A 16,981-nucleotide genomic window follows, 5' to 3' on the forward strand; every position below is an offset into this window, starting at 1 on the left:
AGCCGGAGCCGGCCCGGGATAATTCGTGCATGACCGTCGTCCTGCCCGCCGCGCGCCGCCTTTGCCACCGAATCCGCAGTTTCGCGTGGGTCATCGCACTGGCCGCCGCGTTGCCGGTGCGGGCCCAGGGCCTGCCGACCGAAGTCGACGCCGCGCTGGCCCGCGCCAAGGTGCCACGCGACGCCGTGACGATGCTGGTGGTCGATGCCGAAGGCGTGCGGCCGCCGCGGCTCGCCTGGCGGTCGCAGGCGCCGGTCAATCCGGCCTCGATCATGAAGCTTGTCACCACCTACGCGGCGCTCGACCTGCTGGGCCCGGGCTTCACCTGGAACACGCCCGTGTACGTGGACGGTCCGGTGCGCAACGGCGTGCTCGAGGGCGACCTGTACATCAAGGGCCAGGGCGATCCCAAGCTGGTGCTCGAGCGGCTGTGGCTGTTGCTGCGCCGGGTGCAGGGGCTGGGCGTCCAGGGCATCGACGGCGACATCGTGCTGGACCGCAGCGCCTTCGAAGTGGCCGAGGCCGATCCGAACGCCTTCGATGGCGAAGGCCAGCGCCCCTACAACGCGGCGCCCGACGCGCTGCTGGTCAATTTCAAGTCGGTGGTGATGAACTTCGTGCCCCAGCGCGGCGCGCAGACCGCCCAGGTGCGCTACGAACCGCCGCTGGCCGGCGTTGCCATGCAGGCCACGGTGCCGCTCGCGGCCGGCGAGTGCGGCGACTGGCGCAGCAGCCTGGCCGGCGACTTCGCCGATCCGACACGGCTCGCATTCGCGGGCAGCTACCCGGCATCCTGCGGCGAAAAGACCTGGGCGGTGGCCTACGCGGACCCGCGCGGCTACGCCGCCCGCGCGATCGGCGGCCTCTGGGCCGAAATGGGCGGCCGGCTCAGGGGCCAGGTGCGCGACGGCCGGGTCCCGGCCGAGTTGCGGCCGGCCTTCGAGGCGACGTCGCCGCCGCTGGCCGACGTGATCCGCGACATCAACAAGTACAGCAACAACGTGATGGCGCAGCAGCTCTTCCTGACGCTCGGACTGCAGCAGAAGAAGCGCGGCACGCTCGACGCCTCGCGCGCCACACTGCGCCAGTGGTGGAACGACCGGGTCGGCACCGGCGAGGGCCAGCCGGTGATCGACAACGGTTCGGGCCTGTCGCGCGACGAGCGCATCAGCGCCGCAGCCCTGGCGAAGATGCTGCAGCTGGCCTGGCGCTCGCCCGTGATGCCGGAGCTGGTGTCCTCGCTGCCGGCCTCGGGCGTCGACGGTACGCTGCGCCAGCGCGCGCTGCGCTCCGGCGGCGCCGCGCACCTGAAGACCGGCAGCCTGCGCGATGCCGCCGGCGTGGCGGGCTATGTGCACGGCGCCAGCGGGCGGCGCTGGGTGGTCATCGCGATCGCCGACCACGCCAACGCGGTTGCGGCGCGCCCGGCCTTCGATGCCCTGGTCGACTGGGCGGCCCAGGAGAATTGAGCGGCGGGCCACGGAGCCCCCTGTAGGCGGATACCGATTGCGCAGCAGGCTGGCACTGCCCAAAATCAGTCGCCCCTCCGAATTCACCCCAGGAGACGCCTTCCATGAACAGACTCCCCGCCCTCGCCCTGACGGGCATTGCCATGGTCCTTGCCGGCTGCGGGGGCGGAAGCGATGGCTTCGTATTCAACGCGCCGGCCACCGTCGACACCGGACGCGGCTCGGTCGTGACGATGCCGCCCGAGCGGGTGCAGCGGATCTCATCCGCCGAGTTCTCCACCCTGCTGCAGTCGAACTCGCAAGGCAAGGCGCTGCTGGTCGTCGCCGGCAGTCCCCGATGCGGCGTCGATCTGCGCTACCTCGAGTACCGCACGATCGGCGGCCAGGGCGAGGCCACCAACGCGACCGCCGCGATCATGGTGCCCTCGGGCACCGATGCCGCCTGCAACGGCCCCCGCCCGGTGGTGCTGTACGCCCACGGCACCACGCCGGCGCGCGACTACAACATCGCCCGCTGGACCGATGCCGCCCAGCCTGCGGCGAGCGAGGGCCTGACGGTGGCCGCGCTGTTCGCGGCCCAGGGCTTCATCGTGGTGGCGCCGAACTACGTCGGCTACGACAAGTCGACGCTGACCTACCATCCCTACCTCAACGGCGACCAGCAAGGAAAGGACATGGTCGACGCCCTGATCGCCGCCCGCAGGACCTTCTCCCTGATCAATGCCGACGACGCCGGCTCGCTGTTCGTCACGGGCTATTCGCAAGGCGGCTACGTGGCGATGGCAGCGCACCGCGAGCTGCAGGCCACCGGCAAGTCGGTCACGGCATCGGCGCCGCTGTCGGCGCCCGCCGCCATCAGCCTGCTGACCGACTACAGCTTCAGCGGCTGGCCGGCGCTCGGCTCCACCCTGTTCACGCCGCTGCAATCGACCAGCTGGCAGAGGCAGTTCGGCAACGTCTACAGCGCCACCGGCGACATCTACGAAGCGCAGTACGCCACCGGCATCGACACCCTGCTGCCGAGCCTGACGCCGATCAACACGCTCTACGCGACGGGCAAGCTGCCGCCGCTGGCGCTCTATCCGCCGAATGCGGTGCCGGGCCCGGTCGATCCGTCGCTGGCGGTCTTCTACGCCCCCAACAACCTGGTCCGGCAAAGCTACCTGACGCAAGCCGCCAATGACATCCAGGCCAATCCCTGCCCCGGCAACGCGCTGCCGGCGACCTCGGCCTCGCTGAACACCAGTTCCCCGCTGGGCTGCCAGCCGCTGCTCGGCTTCCGCAAGGCCGCGGTGGCGAACGACCTGCGCAACTGGCTGCCGTTGCGGCCGGTGCTGATGTGCGGCGGCGCCAACGATCCGACCATCAACTTCCTGAGCACCCGCGCCACCGCCGGCTACTTCCGCGCCCGCGGCATGCCGGCGTCGGCGCTGACGGTGGTCGACCTCGAGGAAGCCAACACCCTGGACGCCTACTCGGCGGCGCGCGCCGGCTTTGCCCAGGCCAAGGCCAGCACCGCGGCCAGCGGCGGCAGCACCCCGGCCGAGCAGCAGCAGGCCGTGGTCCGGGCCTACCATGGCACGCTGGTGCCGCCCTTCTGCCTGGCGGCAGCGCGCGGCTTCTTCGCCGGCGTGCTGGCTGCGGGAGGCTGAGTTCTCTGATCAGTTGAGGACAGAGCAAGAACTGCTGCGCAGTTTCTTGGTCTGTCCCGCAAAGTCTCAGGAAGCGGCGGCGCGGGTGAGGCGGTCGCGCACGCCTTCCCATTCGGGGCCGGGCGGCGGCGTCTCGACCCAGATCAGCTTGACGCCCTCGGCGTCGAAGGCCCGCAGCACCGCGAAGAGCTGCTGCGCCGCCGCCGCCGCATCGTCCGGCATGCGCCGCTGCAGGATTCGCTGCGAGCGGCTGCGCAGCACGGTGCGCGACCAGACCGCGATGCTGGCGGCATTGGCGCCGAGCACATCGAGGCCGGTCTGCAGGGCCTTGGCGTCCATCAGGCGCAGCTTGGCGCTCGGCGCGTAGTGCGCCTCGAGCGTGCCGGAGGCCCGCGGGTCGGGCGCGCCGAGCGTGACCTTGTCGCGCAGCGGCTCGCCGCCGGCTGCCTCGACCTGCGCCCGCGTGATCGCGCCGGGCCGCAGCAGCACCGGCGCCCCGCGGCTGCAGTCGACGATGGTCGATTCGATGCCGACCGCGCACGGCCCGCCGTCGATCACCAGCAGCGCGTCGCCGAACTCCTGCTGCACGTGCAGCGCGGTGGTCGGGCTCACGCGGCCGAAACGGTTGGCGCTCGGCCCGGCAACGCCCAGCACGCCCAGGTCGGCACAGGCGGCCAGCAGCGCCTGCGCCACCGGATGGGCCGGGCAGCGCAGGCCGATGGTGTCCTGGCCGCCCGCCGCCGCGGCACCGACGCCGGGCTGGCGCTCGACGATCAAGGTCAGCGGGCCGGGCCAGAAGGCGCGCACCAGCTTCTCGGCGAAGGGCGGCAACGGCCGCGCGAAATGCGCCAGCGCCTCGGCGCCCTTCGCGCCCGCCGGCACGTGGACGATCAGCGGATGGTCGCTGGGCCGGCCCTTGGCGGCGAAGATGCCGGCGACGGCGGCGTCGCTGCCGGCGTCGGCCCCCAGCCCATAGACGGTCTCGGTCGGGAACGCGACCAGCCCTCCGGCGCGCAGCACCTGCGCCGCCTCGGCGATGGCATCGGGCGCATTGCCGTCGCGAATCATCCCGCGGGCCCGGTTCATTCCGACAGCGGGATCGGCAGGCCCAGCAGCGCGGCCGCGAAGTCGGCCGTGCTGCGAACCGTGTCGATCGCGTCGCCGGTGATGTTGAGGTGCCCCATCTTGCGGCCGCGGCGCGCCTCGGTCTTGCCGTAGAGGTGCAGGTGGGTGCCGGGCAGGGCCAGCACATCGGCCCAGCGCGGCTCCTGCGGCGCATCGCCGTCGACGAACCACAGGTCGCCCAGCAGGTTCAGCATGATCGCCACGCTGTGCTGGCGCGGCGGATTGAGCGGCAGGCCCGCCAGCGTGCGCACCTGGAGCTCGAACTGCGACACGTCGCTGGCGTTCAGCGTCCAGTGGCCGCTGTTGTGGGGGCGCGGCGCCATCTCGTTGACCACCAGTCGCCCGTCGCCGAGGACGAAGAACTCGACGCACAGCACGCCGACGTAGGCCAGGCCCTCGGCGATCGAGCGGGCCGCGGCGACGGCGCGGCGCGCGGTCGACTCGGGCATGTTGTTCGGATGGACCTCGGTGACGGCGAGAATGCCGTCCCGGTGCAGGTTGCGCTGCACTGGGAAGTTGACCATCTGCCCGTCCTCGCCGCGGGCGACGATCACCGAGCATTCGAAATCCAGCGGCAGCAGCTTCTCGAGCACGCAGGGCACGCCGCCGGCATCGTTCCACGCGCTTTCAAGTTCGGCCCGGGTCGCCACCCGGCGCTGGCCCTTGCCGTCGTAGCCCAGCCGCGCGGTCTTGAGGATGCCGGGCAGCAGGTCGGCCGGCACGGCCGCCAGGTGGTCGGCGGTCTCGATCACGGCGTAGGGGGCGCATTCGACGCCGCACCGCACGAAGTGGGCCTTCTCGCGGCTCCGGTCCTGGGCGATCGCCACCGCGTCCGGGCCCGGCGCCACCGGCCGCGCCACGGCCAGGTGCTCGAGCGAGGGCGCCGGCACGTTCTCGAATTCGGTGGTCACGGCATCGGCCAGTCCGGCCAGTCGCGCCAGGCCGTCGACGTCGGTGTAGTCGGTGTGGATGTGGTGATGGCTCACGCGCCCGGCCGGACTGTCGGCGTCGGGGTCGAGCACCGCGGTGAAATAGCCCATGGTCTGGGCCGCGTGCACGAACATGCGGCCCAGTTGGCCGCCCCCGAGCACCCCCAGCGTGGCGCCCGGCAGCACGACGCTCATTCGGACACCTCCGCGCTGTGCGCTGCGGCGTTCGCCTTGGGAACGGCCCGGCGGCTCATTCGGACACCTCCGCGCTTGTGCGCTACGGTGTTCGCCTTGGGAACGGCCCGGCGGCTCATTCGGACACCTCCGCGCTTGTGCGCTACGGCGTTCGCCTTGGGAACGGCCCGGCGGCTCACAGCGCACCCCCGCCCTGCGGCGAGAACGGCGACACCGGCTCGGCATCGCCCGGCGGCAGCGTCATGGCCTCCGCGGCCTGGGTCTGCCGGAGCCGGAAGGCGTCGAGTTGCGCCCGCAGCGCCGGGTCGCCGACCGCCAGCATCGCCACCGCGAACAGCGCCGCATTGGCCGCGCCGGCGTTGCCGATCGCGAAAGTCGCCACCGGCACGCCCTTGGGCATCTGCACGATGCTGTAGAGCGAGTCGACGCCCTGCAGGTGCCGGCTCGCGACCGGCACGCCGAGCACCGGCACGGTCGTCTTGGCCGCCAGCATGCCCGGCAGGTGCGCGGCCCCGCCGGCGCCGGCGATGATCGCGGCCAGCCCGCGCGGCGCGGCGCTTTCGGCGTAGGCGAACAATTCGTCGGGCATCCGGTGGGCCGAGACCACGCGGGCTTCGTGGGCGATGCCGAATTGCTGGAGAATCTCGACCGCGTTGCGCATCGTCTCCCAGTCGGAGTTCGAGCCCATCACCACACCGACCTGAATTGCTTGCTTCATGGTTCCAATTTTACGTTTCACCCCCACCTTCCCGCGATGATCGACATCACCCTCGAAAATTTCCAGTCCGAGCTGATCGACGGCTCGATGACCACGCCGGTCCTGCTCGACATCTGGGCCGAATGGTGCGGGCCCTGCAAGCAGCTCGGGCCGGTGCTCGAAAAACTCGAAGTCGAGTACGCCGGCCGCTTCACGCTGGCCAAGCTCGACGCCGACAAGGTGCCGCAGATCTCCGAGCAGCTGAGCCAGATGTTCGGCGTGCGCAGCATCCCCTTCTGCGTGATGTTCAAGGGCGGGCAGCCGGTCGACGGCTTCGTCGGCGCGATCCCGGCCGACCAGATCCGCACCTTCCTCGACAAGCACGTGCCGCCAGGCGACGAGGATGCACCCCCGCTCGACGAAGAAGTCTCGGCCCAGCAGGCGCTGGCCGAGGGCGACACCGAGGGCGCGCTCGAGAAGCTGCAGCATGCGGTCGCCACCGACCCGGCCAACGACGACGCCCGCTTCGACTATGTCAAGCTGCTGCTGCAGGAGGGCCGCACCGACGACGCCAAGGTCGCGTTCGCCCCGGTGATCGCCAAGACCTCGCTGGTGCGCCGCTTCGATTCGCTGCAGCGCTGGATGGACGCGATCGACTTCGCGGCCCCGGCCACGGGGGCGGCGCCCGCGCTGGCCGACCTGGACAGCCGCATCGCCGCCAACAAGCGCGACTTCGAAGCCCGCTTCGGCCGCGCCCGCCTGCTCATGAGCGCCAAGCGCTGGACCGACGCGATGGACGAGCTGCTCGACATCCTGATGCGCGACAAGAGCTGGAACGAGGACCTGGCGCGCAAGACCTACATCGCCATTCTCGACATCATCGAGCCGCCGAAGGTCAAGGTCGCCGACGGCCAGATTCCGCCCGATGACCCGACCGTGGCCAGCTACCGCCGGCGCCTCAGCAGCGTGGTGCTCAGCTGAGACCTCGCGGGACAGATCAAGAAACTGCGCAGCAGTTTTTGCTCTGTCCTCGACTGACTGGGAGGCGCCCCGCGATTGAGTGCGCGGGCCCGGTCGAATACGATGCAGCGAATATCAATTTGTTGCAGAAGGACAGACAGGCCATGCGCTCCCGCCCTGCCGCCATTCCCCTTGTCACGGCCGCCCTGCTGGCCGCCGCGCTGACCGCCGGCTGCGTCAGCGCCATCAGCCTCGACGAGCCGATCGAGGGTCCGGTCTGGCGCCTCGACCAGCTCGGCGGCGAGCCGGTGGCCAGCGGCGGCGACCCGCAACGCGATCCGCAGGTCCAGTTCGACCGCAGCAACGGGCGCGTCAGCGGCTCGGGCGGCTGCAACCGGCTGTCGGGCACCTTCGAGCGCAGCGGCAGCACGCTCAAGCTGAGCCAGCTGGCGTCGACGCGGATGGCCTGCACCGATCCGGCGCTCGGCACCAAGGAGCAGCAGTTCTTCGCCGCCCTGCAGGCCACCACCAGCTACCGGCTGCAGAGCCCGACGCGGCTGGCCTTGCTGGATGCGGGGGGCCGCACCGTGGCGACGCTGAGCACCTCGCGCTGACCGGCTCCGCCTACCGCCTACCAGCGCGCAGGCAGTTCCCGCAGCAGCGCCAGCTGGCGCTGCGCGACCGACACGTAGCCGCCGTGCTCCAGGTCCTTCAGCAGCCGGCTGACCATTTCCCGCGAGCAGCCGATCTCGCTCGCGATGGCCTGGTGCGTCAGCCGCTCGGCGATTCGCCGCGTGCCATCGGTATTCGGCGCCGAGCGCTCCTCGAGCAGGCGCTTCAGGCGCGAGTAGACGTCGAGCAGGGCCATGCTGCGGGCGCTTTCGGTCGCCAGCCTGGCGCGGCGAATCAGCCGCACGATCAGCGCCAGGGCGAAGTCCGGATGCTCGGCGATGTGCTGCAGCAGGGTCTCGCGGGTCACCACGGCGCAGACGGTGGGCTCGACCGCCTCCACGCTGGCCGAGCGCGGGCCGCCGTCGAGCGACATCTCGCCGACGTACTCGCCGGGCCCGTGCAGGCCCAAGGTGATTTCACGCCCGCGGGCGTCGGACAGGAAGGCCCGCAGCCGCCCGGACAGCACGATGTAGACCGAGCCGCCCTGTTCGCCCTCCTCGATCAGCAGCGCCCGCGTGCGGTAGCGGCGCTGCACGCCGCGCTGCGCAAGTTGCAGAAGTGCGGGCTGGAGTGCGGGGGAATGGACACCGGATGCGGCAGGCATCCGTGGAATATACGGGCAGACCGCCTTGGGGCGGCCCGGCGGCGGTCTGTCCGTTGGCCCCCGGTCAGTCGACCAGCCTCAGGGCCGACACGATCTGCGGCATGCGCGAGACGCGGTGCACCACCTCGCGGATGCTGTTGCTGCCGGTCTTCTGCCGCACGTTCTTGATGTGGGTGCGCACGGTCGACATCCGGATGCCCTCGAGACAGGCGATCTCCTCGGCGCCATGGCCGGCGCAGAGCCGGGCCAGCACGTTCTGCTCGGCCCGCGTCAGGTGCCGGGCGCGAGCGAACATCTGCATGGTCAGCATCTCGCAGCCGGGCCGGCGGCTGCAGATCACCAGCACCGTGTCGACCGTTTCGCTGCCGTGCACCGCGGCCAGCGGGATGAAGGCCACCGACAGCGCATCGCTGCCGTCTTCGAGTTCCACGATGCTGCGGCAGTCGCGCTCGGCGTCCTTCAAGGCCTGGCGAATCTTCGCCTGGGAGGCCGGACTGCCGGCGCACAGCATGCCGTCGCCGTTGCGCAGCGCGCGCGCCGAGCTCAGCTCGCGCCGGGCCGGGAAGTTGGCGTGCAGGATGCGGCCGGTCAGGTCCAGCAGCAGCAGGCCATGATCGATCTCATCGAGCACCCGGGCCAGCATCCCGGGCTGCAGAGCGTCGGGCGGGGCTGCAGTGACGTCGCGGCCGAAGCGCTCGACATAGGAAATCTGAAAGTCGACTGCGGATTCCATGGTGCTCTCCTCATCTGGGGGGATGAAAAGAGTGTGGAAGACTGCGACCCTGTCGTGCGGTGACTATTGCCGCGGATTTTGTGATCTATTTACATTCCGCGGCCGCGCCGACCCCGCTCAGCCGGTCAGGCGCTGCAGCGCCTCGCGGTACTTGGCCGCGGTCTTCTCGATCACCCCGGCCGGCAGCCGCGGCGCCGGCGGTGTCTTGTCCCAGGGCTTGCCGTTGATCTTCGTGGCCTCGAGCCAGTCGCGCACGAACTGCTTGTCGTAGCTCGGCGGGTTGGCGCCGGCGGCCAGCGCGGCCTCGTAGCCTTCGACCGGCCAGTAGCGAGAGCTGTCGGGCGTCAGCACCTCGTCCATCAGCACCAGCGTGCCGGCTTCGTCGAGGCCGAACTCGAACTTGGTGTCGGCGATGATCATTCCCTTGCCCAGCGCGATCTCGGCCGCGGTCTCGTAGATGGCGATGCTGGTCTCGCGGATCTGCTGCGCGAGTTTCGGGCCGACCACCTCGACCACCTTGTCGTAGCTGATGTTCTCGTCGTGCGCGCCCGCCGCGGCCTTGGCCGCGGGCGTGAAGATCGGTCGCGGCAGCTTGCTGGCGTTGGTCAGGCCCTCGGGCAGCGGCACGCCGCAGACCGCTTGGTTCTCCTGGTATTCCTTCCAGCCGCTGCCGGCCAGGTAGCCGCGCACCACGGCTTCGACCGGGATCGGCGTCAGGCGCTTGACCAGCATCGAACGGCCCTCGACCTGCGGCACCTCGTCCGGCGTCACCACGCTCTCGGGGGCGTCGCCGGTGAGGTGGTTGGGACACAGGCGGCCGAGCCGGTCGAACCACCAGAGCGCCATCTGCGTCAAGATCACGCCCTTGCCGGGAATCGGCTCGCCCATGATCACGTCGAAGGCCGAGAGGCGATCGCTCGCGACCATCAGGATCCGGTCGTTGCCGACCGCATAGTTGTCGCGCACCTTGCCGCGCGCCAGCAGCGGAAGGCTCTTGATGGAAGAGGTATGGACGGTGGTCATGGCGAATGGAAGGTGGGCGGTGCGTGGAACTTCGGAGATTGTGCGCGCGGCGCGTGCCGCGCGAAACAAACCGGCCAGCGCAGCGAGGCCCGTTCGGGAAACCCCGCGGAACCGGCTTGGCCGGGCCGCTGGGGTTGCCCCCGGAGAGGGGGTGGGAGCGCGACACGAAGTGCGCGCGACCTGGGGGTGAGCCTAAATGACTTCTTGCGCGAGCGCGCCCTTGGCGTACTTGGCAGCGACCACCTGCAGGCTGTCGCCCTTGATCTTCGGGCCCTGGCCTTCGCAGCCGAACTCGAGGTAGCGCTGCTTGCAGATCAGCCGGGCCGCCTCGCGCGCCGGCTTGAGCCATTCGCGGGCATCGAACTTCTCGGGGTTCTCGGCCAGGAACTTGCGCACCGCGCCGGTCATCGCGAGCCGGATGTCGGTGTCGATGTTGATCTTGCGCACGCCGTGCTTGATGGCTTCCTGGATCTCCTCGACCGGCACGCCGTAGGTTTCCTTCATGTTGCCGCCGTATTGGCGAATGATGGCCAGCAGTTCCTGCGGCACGCTCGAGGAGCCGTGCATCACCAGGTGGGTGTTGGGAATGCGGTGGTGGATTTCCTTGATGCGGTCGATCGCCAGGATGTCGCCGGTGGGCTTGCGGGTGAACTTGTAGGCGCCGTGGCTGGTGCCGATGGCGATCGCCAGGGCGTCGATCTGGGTGCGCTTGACGAAGTCGGCGGCCTGCTCGGGGTCGGTCAGCAGCTGCTCGCGGGTCATGGTGGCTTCGGTGCCGTGGCCGTCTTCCTTGTCGCCCTTCATGGTCTCCAGCGAGCCCAGGCAGCCGAGTTCGCCCTCGACCGTGACGCCGACCTTGTGCGCCATGTCGGCCACCTTGCGGGTGACGTCGACGTTGTAGTCGTAGCTGGCGATGGTCTTGCCGTCGGCTTCGAGCGAGCCGTCCATCATGACCGAGCTGAAGCCCAGGTCGATGGCGCCACGGCACACATCGGGGCTCTGGCCGTGGTCCTGGTGCATCACCAGCGGCACCGTGGGATAGGCTTCGATGGCGGCCTGGATCAGGTGCTTGATGAAGGCCTCGCCCGCGTACTTGCGGGCGCCGGCGCTGGCCTGCAGGATCACAGGCGCGCCGACTTCCTTGGCGGCCTCCATCACGGCCTGGACCTGTTCGAGATTGTTGACGTTGAATGCCGGGATGCCGTAGCCATTGGCGGCGGCATGGTCGAGCAGTTCGCGCATCGAGACGAGTGCCATGGGAATACCTCGCGGGAATCTAGGGATGGAAACGAAATAACTCCCGCGATTCTACCGAGGCCCCCTGTAGGACGGCTCCGATGGCCCCTGCAACCGCGGGGCGGCGAGCTAACTCACCCGGCAGATCTTCAACATGTTGGTGCCGCCGGGCGCGCCCATCGGCTCGCCGCAGGTGATCGCGTAGACGTCTCCGGTCTGGACGATGCCACGCTTCTTGAGGTGGGCCTCGGCCTGCTCGAGCGCGGTGTCGCGGTCGCTTTCGGAATCCATCAGCAGCGGCCGCACGTTGCGGTACAGCGCCATCTTCCGCTGAGTCGACAGGCGGGAGGTCAGCGCGTACATCGGAATGTGGGCCCGGTGGCGGCTCATCCACAGCGGAGTGGAGCCCGACTCGGTCAACGCGACGATCGCCTTGGCGCCCAGGTGGTGCGCGGTGAACAGCGCCCCCATCGCGATCGACTGGTCGATCCGGGCGTAGTTCTTGCCGCTGAAATCGGCGTCGAGCTGCAGGTCCTCCGCGGCCTCGGCGGCCTCGCAGATCTTGCTCATCTCCTGCACGGTCTCGAGCGGGTAGCGGCCCGAGGCCGTTTCGGCCGAGAGCATGACGGCGTCGGTGCCGTCGAGCACCGCGTTGGCGACGTCGCTGACCTCGGCGCGCGTCGGCACCGGGTTGGTGATCATCGACTCCATCATCTGGGTCGCGGTGATGACCACCTTGTCCATCTCGCGCGCCATCCGGATCATCTTCTTCTGCAAGGCCGGCACCGCGGCGTTGCCGACCTCGACCGCCAAGTCGCCACGCGCCACCATGATGCCGTCGCTGGCCCGCAGGATCTCCTCGAGCTTGGGAATCGCCTCGGCGCGCTCGATCTTGGCGATCATCCCGGGCTTGTGGCCGAATTCGGCTGCCGCCACGTTGCACAGCTGGCGCGCCATTTCCATGTCGGTGGCATTCTTCGGGAAGCTCACCGCCACGTAGTCGGCCTGGAAGCTCATCGCGGTCTTGATGTCCTCCATGTCCTTGGCGGTCAGCGCCGGCGCGGTCAGGCCGCCGCCCTGCTTGTTGATGCCCTTGTTGTTGGAGAGTTCGCCGCCCAGGCGCACCGTGGTGTGGACCGCATCGCCCTTGACGGCGTCGACCGTCAGCACGATCAGGCCGTCGTTCAGCAGCAGGCTGTCGCCGGGCTTGACGTCGCGCGGCAGGTCCTTGTAGTCGAGGCCCACGGTGTCGATATCGCCGGGCTCGGTGCGCGAGGCATCGAGCACGAACCTGGCGCCGGGCTCGAGCCAGATCTTGCCCTCGGCGAACTTGCCGACCCGGATCTTCGGACCCTGCAGGTCGGCCATGATCGCCACCTCGCGGCCGCTGCGGCGCGCCGCCTCGCGCACCATCGCGGCCCGGTTGATGTGGTCTTGCGCAGTGCCGTGGCTGAAATTGAGCCGCACCACGCTGACCTTGTAGTGGATCATCTGCTCGAGCAGCTCGAGCGTGTTCGAGGCCGGGCCGAGGGTGGCGACGATCTTGGTGGCGTGGCGGGGCAGGCGGGGCGTGCTCATCGTTGTCTCCTGAATGTATTCGATACTGTATACACTTTGCGGCGCCGCCGATAGGGGTTCAAGCTCCCGCAGCTCGCCTGCTCAGGATTTCGAAGGCCGGCAGCGTCTTGCCCTCGAGGATCTCGAGGAAGGCCCCGCCGCCGGTGGAGATGTAGCCGACCTTGTTCTCGATGCCGTACTTGGCGATCGCGGCCAGCGTGTCGCCGCCGCCGGCGATCGAGAAGGCCTTGCTGTCGGCAATGGCGTGGGCGATGGTCCGGGTGCCGTTGGCGAAGGCATCGAATTCGAATACGCCCACCGGGCCGTTCCAGACGATCGTGCCGGCTTCGCGCAGCTGCGCGGCCAGCAGTTCGGCGGTCTTCGGGCCGATGTCCAGGATCAGGTCGTCGTCGTCGACATCGCTGGCATCCTTGACGGTCGCCGCCGCATCGGCCGCGAAGGTCTTGGCCGTGACCACGTCGACCGGGATCGGCACCGCCGCGCCGCGCGCGCGCATGGCCTCGATCACCGCCTTGGCTTCATCGAGCAGGTCGGGCTCGGCCAGCGACTTGCCGATCGAAAGGCCGGCCGCCAGCATGAAGGTGTTGGCAATGCCGCCGCCGACGATCAGCTGGTCGACCTTCTCGGCCAGGCTCTTGAGGATGGTCAGCTTGGTGCTGACCTTGGAGCCGGCGACGATCGCCACCAGCGGGCGCTGCGGCTGGGCCAGCGCCTTGGTGATGGCGTCGATCTCGGCCGCCAGCAGCGGGCCTGCGCAAGCGACCTTGGCGAACTGGGCGATGCCGTAGGTGGTGGCCTCGGCGCGGTGCGCGGTGCCGAAGGCGTCGTTGACGTAGATGTCGGTCAGCGCGGCGAGCTTGCGCGCCAGCGCCTCGTCGTTCTTCTTCTCGCCCTTGTTGAGACGGCAGTTCTCGAGCAGCACGATCTGGCCCGGCGCGACCTGCACGCCGTCGACCCAGTTCGACACCAGGGGGACCTCGCGGCCGAGCAGCTCGCCCAGTCGCGCGGCGACCGGCGCCAGCGAATCCTCGGGCTTGAACTGGCCTTCGGTCGGCCGGCCCAGGTGCGAGGTCACCATCACCGCGGCGCCGGCGTCGAGCGCCGCGCGGATGCAGGGCACCGAGGCGCGGATCCGGGTGTCCTCGGTGATGCGGCCGCTGTCGTCCTGCGGCACGTTGAGGTCGGCTCGGATGAAGACGCGCTGGCCGGCGACTTTGCCTTGCGCACAGAGGTCGGTGAATCGAAGGACGTTCATGGGTGGCGATCAAAAAACGAAGAAGGGGCGCCGCGACGGGCAGCGCCATTGTAGGTTTCAGCCCGCGAGGCCCGGCTCCCGCACGAATTGCTGGAGCCGCTCGACGAAGCTCGCCGCCGCCGGCGACAGCGAGCGCTTGGCCGCCCCGTAGACGCAGACCTCGCGATGGAAGTCGGGCTGGTCGAGCCGCACCATCTGCAGCCCATGGGCCCGCACCAGCGAAGCCGAATAGGTCGGGCACACGGTCAGCCCGAGCCCCGAGGCGACCATGCCGAGCGCGGTCGTCATGTACGAGACCTCCTGCGTGGTCGCGCGCAGCATGAGCTCGCGCGCATCGGCGGCCAGCTCGGGCAGCACCCGCTGGCGGAAGTCGCGCGTCGGCGCGATGAAGGTGTAGGGGCCGAGCTCGCTCCAGCGCACCTTGCGCCGGCGCGCGAGCGGATGGCCGGGCGGGCAGATCAGCCAGTGGCGGTCGCGGAACAGCGTGCGGCGCTCGACCAGCGCGGCATCCACCGCCACGTCCTGGCCCACCGCCAGCTCGACTTCGCCCGACAGCAGGCTGTCGAGCAGGTGCTCGGGCAGCGTGTCGGCCAGCCGCACGTCGATGTCGGGATGCGCCTCGCGATAGGCGGCGATGACGCGCGGCATCAGCGTGCAGGCCATGAGCTGCGGCGCCGCCAGCCGCAACACGCCCTTCTTCTTGTCGCGCAGGTCGGTGACGCCGGCCACCGCACCCGCCAGGTCTGCCAGCAGGCGCTGAACCGAAGGCTGGAACTCGCGTCCGGCCTCCGACAGCAGCACGCGCCGCGTGTGCCGGTCGAACAGCTGCACGCCCATCTCGCGCTCGAGCTCGCGCACCAGCACGCTGAGCGCCGACTGGGTCAGGTGCAGGGTCGCGGCGGCGGCGGTGAAGCTGCCGGTTTCGGCCACCGCAGCGAAGGCGCGCAGTTGGCGCAGAGTCAGATTCATGGTCATTCTTCATCAATCGATGAATTTATTTCGATTGAATCATAAGAAGAACGGCGGCCCAATGCGCTCCGAGCCTTTTGAGACCTTGCGGGACAGACCAAGAAACTGCGCAGCAGTTTTTGCTCTGTCCTCGACCTGCTGAGACCTTGCGGGACAGACCAAGAAACTGCGCAGCAGTTTTTGCTCTGTCCTCAACTGACCAAAGAGACAGACCATGGACCATCCGCCACCACCGCCCGTACCCGTGCGCGGCCTGCACCACTTCGCCTGGCGCTGCCGCGACAGCGAAGAGACCCGCCGCTTCTATGAAGACCTGCTGGGCCTGCCGCTGGTGCACGTGATCAAGAGCGACCACGTGCCGAGCACCGGCGAGTACTGCCCCTACGTCCACATCTTCTTCCAGATGCGCGACGGCGCGTACATCGCCTTCTTCGACCTCGGCGACGACATCGCGGCGCTGCCGTCTCCCAACACGCCGGCCTGGGTCAACCACATCGCGCTGCGCGTCGATTCGGTGGCCGACCTGCTGGCGGCCCGGGCCAGGCTCGAGGCGGCCGGGGTCGAGGTGCTGGGCCCGACCGACCACCACATCATCGAATCGATCTACTTCTTCGATCCGAACGGCATCCGCGTCGAGCTGACGACGCCGACCGTGCCGCAGGCCGAGATGGACGCGCATGCGCTGCATGCGCGCGCCGACCTCGATGCCTGGACGCTGCGCAAGGCCGGGCTGCGCGCCGCCGCTGCCGGAAGGGCCTCCCATGCCTGAGCTGCAACTCGCCGTCATCGACGTCAAGCCCGGCGCCTCGCTCGAGAGCCAGTCGGGCCTGCAGATGCTGCGCCCGCGCATCTACGGTGCGTACCAGGCGCCGGCCGGGCCGAAGCGGGTCGCGGCCATCGTGATGCATCCGACCAGCAACTTCATGGGCCACTACCTGATCGCACCGCTGGCCGCGCGCGGCATCTGCTGCATGGGCCTGAACTCGCGCTACATGGGCAACGACACGGTGCTGCTGATGGAACGCGCGATCCAGGACCTCGGCGCCGGCGTGCAGTTCCTGCGCGCCGCCGGCTACGAGAAGGTGGTGCTGGTCGGCAACTCGGGCGGCGCCGCGCTGGCCAGCTTCTACCAGGCGCAGGCCGAGCAGCTCACGGCGCACCACTTCCCGGATGGCGACCCGACGCACCTGCACCCGGACGACCTGCCGCCGGTCGACGGCATCGCGCTGTGCGCGGCGCACCAGGGCCGCGCGAAGCTCATGCGCGACTGGATCGACCCGTCGGTCACCGACGAGCACGACCCGCTGTCGGTCGATCCCGAGCTGGACATGTACGACGCGCGCCGCGAGATGCCCTACGGCGCCGAATTCCTCGCCCGTTTCAGCGCAGCGCAGAAGGCGCGGCTCGACCGCATCGAGAACTGGGCACTGGAGCGGCTGCGCCAACTGCGCAGCACCCCGGGCGCCCCGCGCGACCAGGCCTTCATCGTCTACCGCACGCATGCCGATCCGCGCTGCGTGGACCTCTCGATCGATGCCAACGACCGCGCGCCGGGCAGCGTCTGGGGCGATGCGCGGCAGGTGAACTACTCGGCCAATGCGATGGGGCGCACCACCTCGCTGACCGCCTTCCTGTCGCAATGGTCGTCGCGCTCGCAAGCCGACGGTCCGTCGAACCTGGCGCGCACGACAGTGCCCAAGCTGCTGCTGACCTACACCGGCGACCCGTCGACTTTCCCGAGCACGCGCGACGCCTGGCTGGCGGCGGGCGGCGCGCGCATCCGCAATGTCGACATCGTCGGCGGCAACCACTACCTCGCGGGCCAGCCGGAGCTGGTGCTGCGCGCGGCCGACGCGGTCGCCGAATGGGCCCACGCCCTGTGAA

16 protein-coding genes are annotated in these 16,981 nt (G+C 69.7%); 6 read left to right on the forward strand and 10 right to left on the reverse strand.

The genetic code is table 11. The features are described 5' to 3' along the window. The first annotated feature begins 29 nt into the window (after positions 1-29). Complete coding sequence (gene dacB, locus AC1DYD_RS16460) at positions 30-1,469, forward strand: D-alanyl-D-alanine carboxypeptidase/D-alanyl-D-alanine endopeptidase (protein WP_478173820.1); 1,440 nt, start codon at positions 30-32, stop codon at positions 1,467-1,469. A 104-nt stretch (positions 1,470-1,573) separates the two neighbouring features. After that, positions 1,574-3,121: an alpha/beta hydrolase family protein gene (locus AC1DYD_RS16465; RefSeq protein WP_478173821.1), complete on the forward strand. Its 1,548-nt coding sequence runs from the start codon at positions 1,574-1,576 to the stop codon at positions 3,119-3,121. A gap of 66 nt (positions 3,122-3,187) precedes the next feature. Here AC1DYD_RS16465 and AC1DYD_RS16470 read toward each other — a convergent pair whose 3' ends face one another. From AC1DYD_RS16470 to purE, 3 genes are all read right to left on the reverse strand, one after another. Beyond that, a complete protein-coding gene (locus AC1DYD_RS16470) occupies positions 3,188-4,189 on the reverse strand; it encodes an L-threonylcarbamoyladenylate synthase (protein ID WP_478173881.1) in 1,002 nt (333 codons plus the stop codon). A 14-nt stretch (positions 4,190-4,203) separates the two neighbouring features. Then, complete coding sequence (locus AC1DYD_RS16475; protein WP_478173822.1) at positions 4,204-5,370, reverse strand: 5-(carboxyamino)imidazole ribonucleotide synthase; 1,167 nt, start codon at positions 5,368-5,370, stop codon at positions 4,204-4,206. A gap of 175 nt (positions 5,371-5,545) precedes the next feature. After that, on the reverse strand, positions 5,546-6,088 hold the full coding sequence (gene purE / locus AC1DYD_RS16480; protein ID WP_478173823.1) for a 5-(carboxyamino)imidazole ribonucleotide mutase: 543 nt from the start codon (positions 6,086-6,088) through the stop codon (positions 5,546-5,548). 36 nt (positions 6,089-6,124) lie between these two features. On the opposite strand from purE, the gene AC1DYD_RS16485 reads away from it, so the two are divergent. Together AC1DYD_RS16485 and AC1DYD_RS16490 are read left to right on the forward strand one after the other, a co-directional pair. After that, positions 6,125-7,048 (forward strand): tetratricopeptide repeat protein, encoded by a 924-nt coding sequence (locus AC1DYD_RS16485; protein WP_478173824.1) that lies wholly within the window; start codon positions 6,125-6,127, stop codon positions 7,046-7,048. A gap of 143 nt (positions 7,049-7,191) precedes the next feature. Next, positions 7,192-7,641, forward strand: a complete 450-nt coding sequence (locus tag AC1DYD_RS16490) for an META domain-containing protein (RefSeq protein ID WP_478173825.1) — start codon at positions 7,192-7,194, stop codon at positions 7,639-7,641. 17 nt (positions 7,642-7,658) lie between these two features. On the opposite strand, the gene AC1DYD_RS16495 is transcribed toward AC1DYD_RS16490, so the two are convergent. From AC1DYD_RS16495 to AC1DYD_RS16525, 7 genes are all read right to left on the reverse strand, one after another. Next, on the reverse strand, positions 7,659-8,303 hold the full coding sequence (locus tag AC1DYD_RS16495; protein WP_478173826.1) for a Crp/Fnr family transcriptional regulator: 645 nt from the start codon (positions 8,301-8,303) through the stop codon (positions 7,659-7,661). 64 nt (positions 8,304-8,367) lie between these two features. Then, positions 8,368-9,036 (reverse strand): helix-turn-helix transcriptional regulator, encoded by a 669-nt coding sequence (locus tag AC1DYD_RS16500; RefSeq protein WP_478173827.1) that lies wholly within the window; start codon positions 9,034-9,036, stop codon positions 8,368-8,370. Between the two features lie 117 nt (positions 9,037-9,153). Beyond that, positions 9,154-10,059, reverse strand: a complete 906-nt coding sequence (locus AC1DYD_RS16505) for a phosphoribosylaminoimidazolesuccinocarboxamide synthase (protein WP_478173828.1) — start codon at positions 10,057-10,059, stop codon at positions 9,154-9,156. 192 nt (positions 10,060-10,251) lie between these two features. Then, positions 10,252-11,316: a class II fructose-bisphosphate aldolase gene (fba, locus tag AC1DYD_RS16510; RefSeq protein ID WP_478173829.1), complete on the reverse strand. Its 1,065-nt coding sequence runs from the start codon at positions 11,314-11,316 to the stop codon at positions 10,252-10,254. 108 nt (positions 11,317-11,424) lie between these two features. Then, positions 11,425-12,873, reverse strand: a complete 1,449-nt coding sequence (gene pyk / locus AC1DYD_RS16515; RefSeq protein WP_478173830.1) for a pyruvate kinase — start codon at positions 12,871-12,873, stop codon at positions 11,425-11,427. A gap of 58 nt (positions 12,874-12,931) precedes the next feature. Continuing rightward, on the reverse strand, positions 12,932-14,128 hold the full coding sequence (locus tag AC1DYD_RS16520; protein ID WP_478173831.1) for a phosphoglycerate kinase: 1,197 nt from the start codon (positions 14,126-14,128) through the stop codon (positions 12,932-12,934). A 57-nt stretch (positions 14,129-14,185) separates the two neighbouring features. After that, a complete protein-coding gene (locus AC1DYD_RS16525; protein WP_478173832.1) occupies positions 14,186-15,097 on the reverse strand; it encodes a LysR family transcriptional regulator in 912 nt (303 codons plus the stop codon). A gap of 214 nt (positions 15,098-15,311) precedes the next feature. Between AC1DYD_RS16525 and AC1DYD_RS16530 the strand changes: the two genes are divergently transcribed. Together AC1DYD_RS16530 and AC1DYD_RS16535 are read left to right on the forward strand one after the other, a co-directional pair. Beyond that, the gene (locus AC1DYD_RS16530) at positions 15,312-15,866 is read left to right on the forward strand and encodes a VOC family protein (RefSeq protein WP_478173833.1); all 555 of its coding nucleotides are present in this window, start codon (positions 15,312-15,314) and stop codon (positions 15,864-15,866) included. Then, a complete protein-coding gene (locus AC1DYD_RS16535) occupies positions 15,859-16,980 on the forward strand; it encodes an alpha/beta hydrolase family protein (protein WP_478173834.1) in 1,122 nt (373 codons plus the stop codon). The genes AC1DYD_RS16530 and AC1DYD_RS16535 overlap by 8 nt, the downstream gene beginning before the upstream one ends. Position 16,981: the final 1 nt, after the last annotated feature.

The sequence above is a fragment of the Variovorax sp. P4_B11 genome, assembly GCF_056402355.1.

What these genes read in the sequence shown, in the direction of transcription:
- fba (WP_478173829.1), bottom strand. Translation starts at nt 11,316, where the DNA reads ATGGCACTCGTCTCGATGCGCGAACTGCTCGACCATGCCGCCGCCAAT.
- dacB (WP_478173820.1), top strand. Translation starts at nt 30, where the DNA reads ATGACCGTCGTCCTGCCCGCCGCGCGCCGCCTTTGCCACCGAATCCGC.
- AC1DYD_RS16500 (WP_478173827.1), bottom strand. Translation starts at nt 9,036, where the DNA reads ATGGAATCCGCAGTCGACTTTCAGATTTCCTATGTCGAGCGCTTCGGC.
- purE (WP_478173823.1), bottom strand. Translation starts at nt 6,088, where the DNA reads ATGAAGCAAGCAATTCAGGTCGGTGTGGTGATGGGCTCGAACTCCGAC.
- AC1DYD_RS16490 (WP_478173825.1), top strand. Translation starts at nt 7,192, where the DNA reads ATGCGCTCCCGCCCTGCCGCCATTCCCCTTGTCACGGCCGCCCTGCTG.
- AC1DYD_RS16475 (WP_478173822.1), bottom strand. Translation starts at nt 5,370, where the DNA reads ATGAGCGTCGTGCTGCCGGGCGCCACGCTGGGGGTGCTCGGGGGCGGC.
- AC1DYD_RS16465 (WP_478173821.1), top strand. Translation starts at nt 1,574, where the DNA reads ATGAACAGACTCCCCGCCCTCGCCCTGACGGGCATTGCCATGGTCCTT.
- pyk (WP_478173830.1), bottom strand. Translation starts at nt 12,873, where the DNA reads ATGAGCACGCCCCGCCTGCCCCGCCACGCCACCAAGATCGTCGCCACC.
- AC1DYD_RS16535 (WP_478173834.1), top strand. Translation starts at nt 15,859, where the DNA reads ATGCCTGAGCTGCAACTCGCCGTCATCGACGTCAAGCCCGGCGCCTCG.
- AC1DYD_RS16520 (WP_478173831.1), bottom strand. Translation starts at nt 14,128, where the DNA reads ATGAACGTCCTTCGATTCACCGACCTCTGTGCGCAAGGCAAAGTCGCC.
- AC1DYD_RS16530 (WP_478173833.1), top strand. Translation starts at nt 15,312, where the DNA reads ATGGACCATCCGCCACCACCGCCCGTACCCGTGCGCGGCCTGCACCAC.
- AC1DYD_RS16525 (WP_478173832.1), bottom strand. Translation starts at nt 15,097, where the DNA reads ATGAATCTGACTCTGCGCCAACTGCGCGCCTTCGCTGCGGTGGCCGAA.
- AC1DYD_RS16505 (WP_478173828.1), bottom strand. Translation starts at nt 10,059, where the DNA reads ATGACCACCGTCCATACCTCTTCCATCAAGAGCCTTCCGCTGCTGGCG.
- AC1DYD_RS16470 (WP_478173881.1), bottom strand. Translation starts at nt 4,189, where the DNA reads ATGATTCGCGACGGCAATGCGCCCGATGCCATCGCCGAGGCGGCGCAG.
- AC1DYD_RS16495 (WP_478173826.1), bottom strand. Translation starts at nt 8,303, where the DNA reads ATGCCTGCCGCATCCGGTGTCCATTCCCCCGCACTCCAGCCCGCACTT.
- AC1DYD_RS16485 (WP_478173824.1), top strand. Translation starts at nt 6,125, where the DNA reads ATGATCGACATCACCCTCGAAAATTTCCAGTCCGAGCTGATCGACGGC.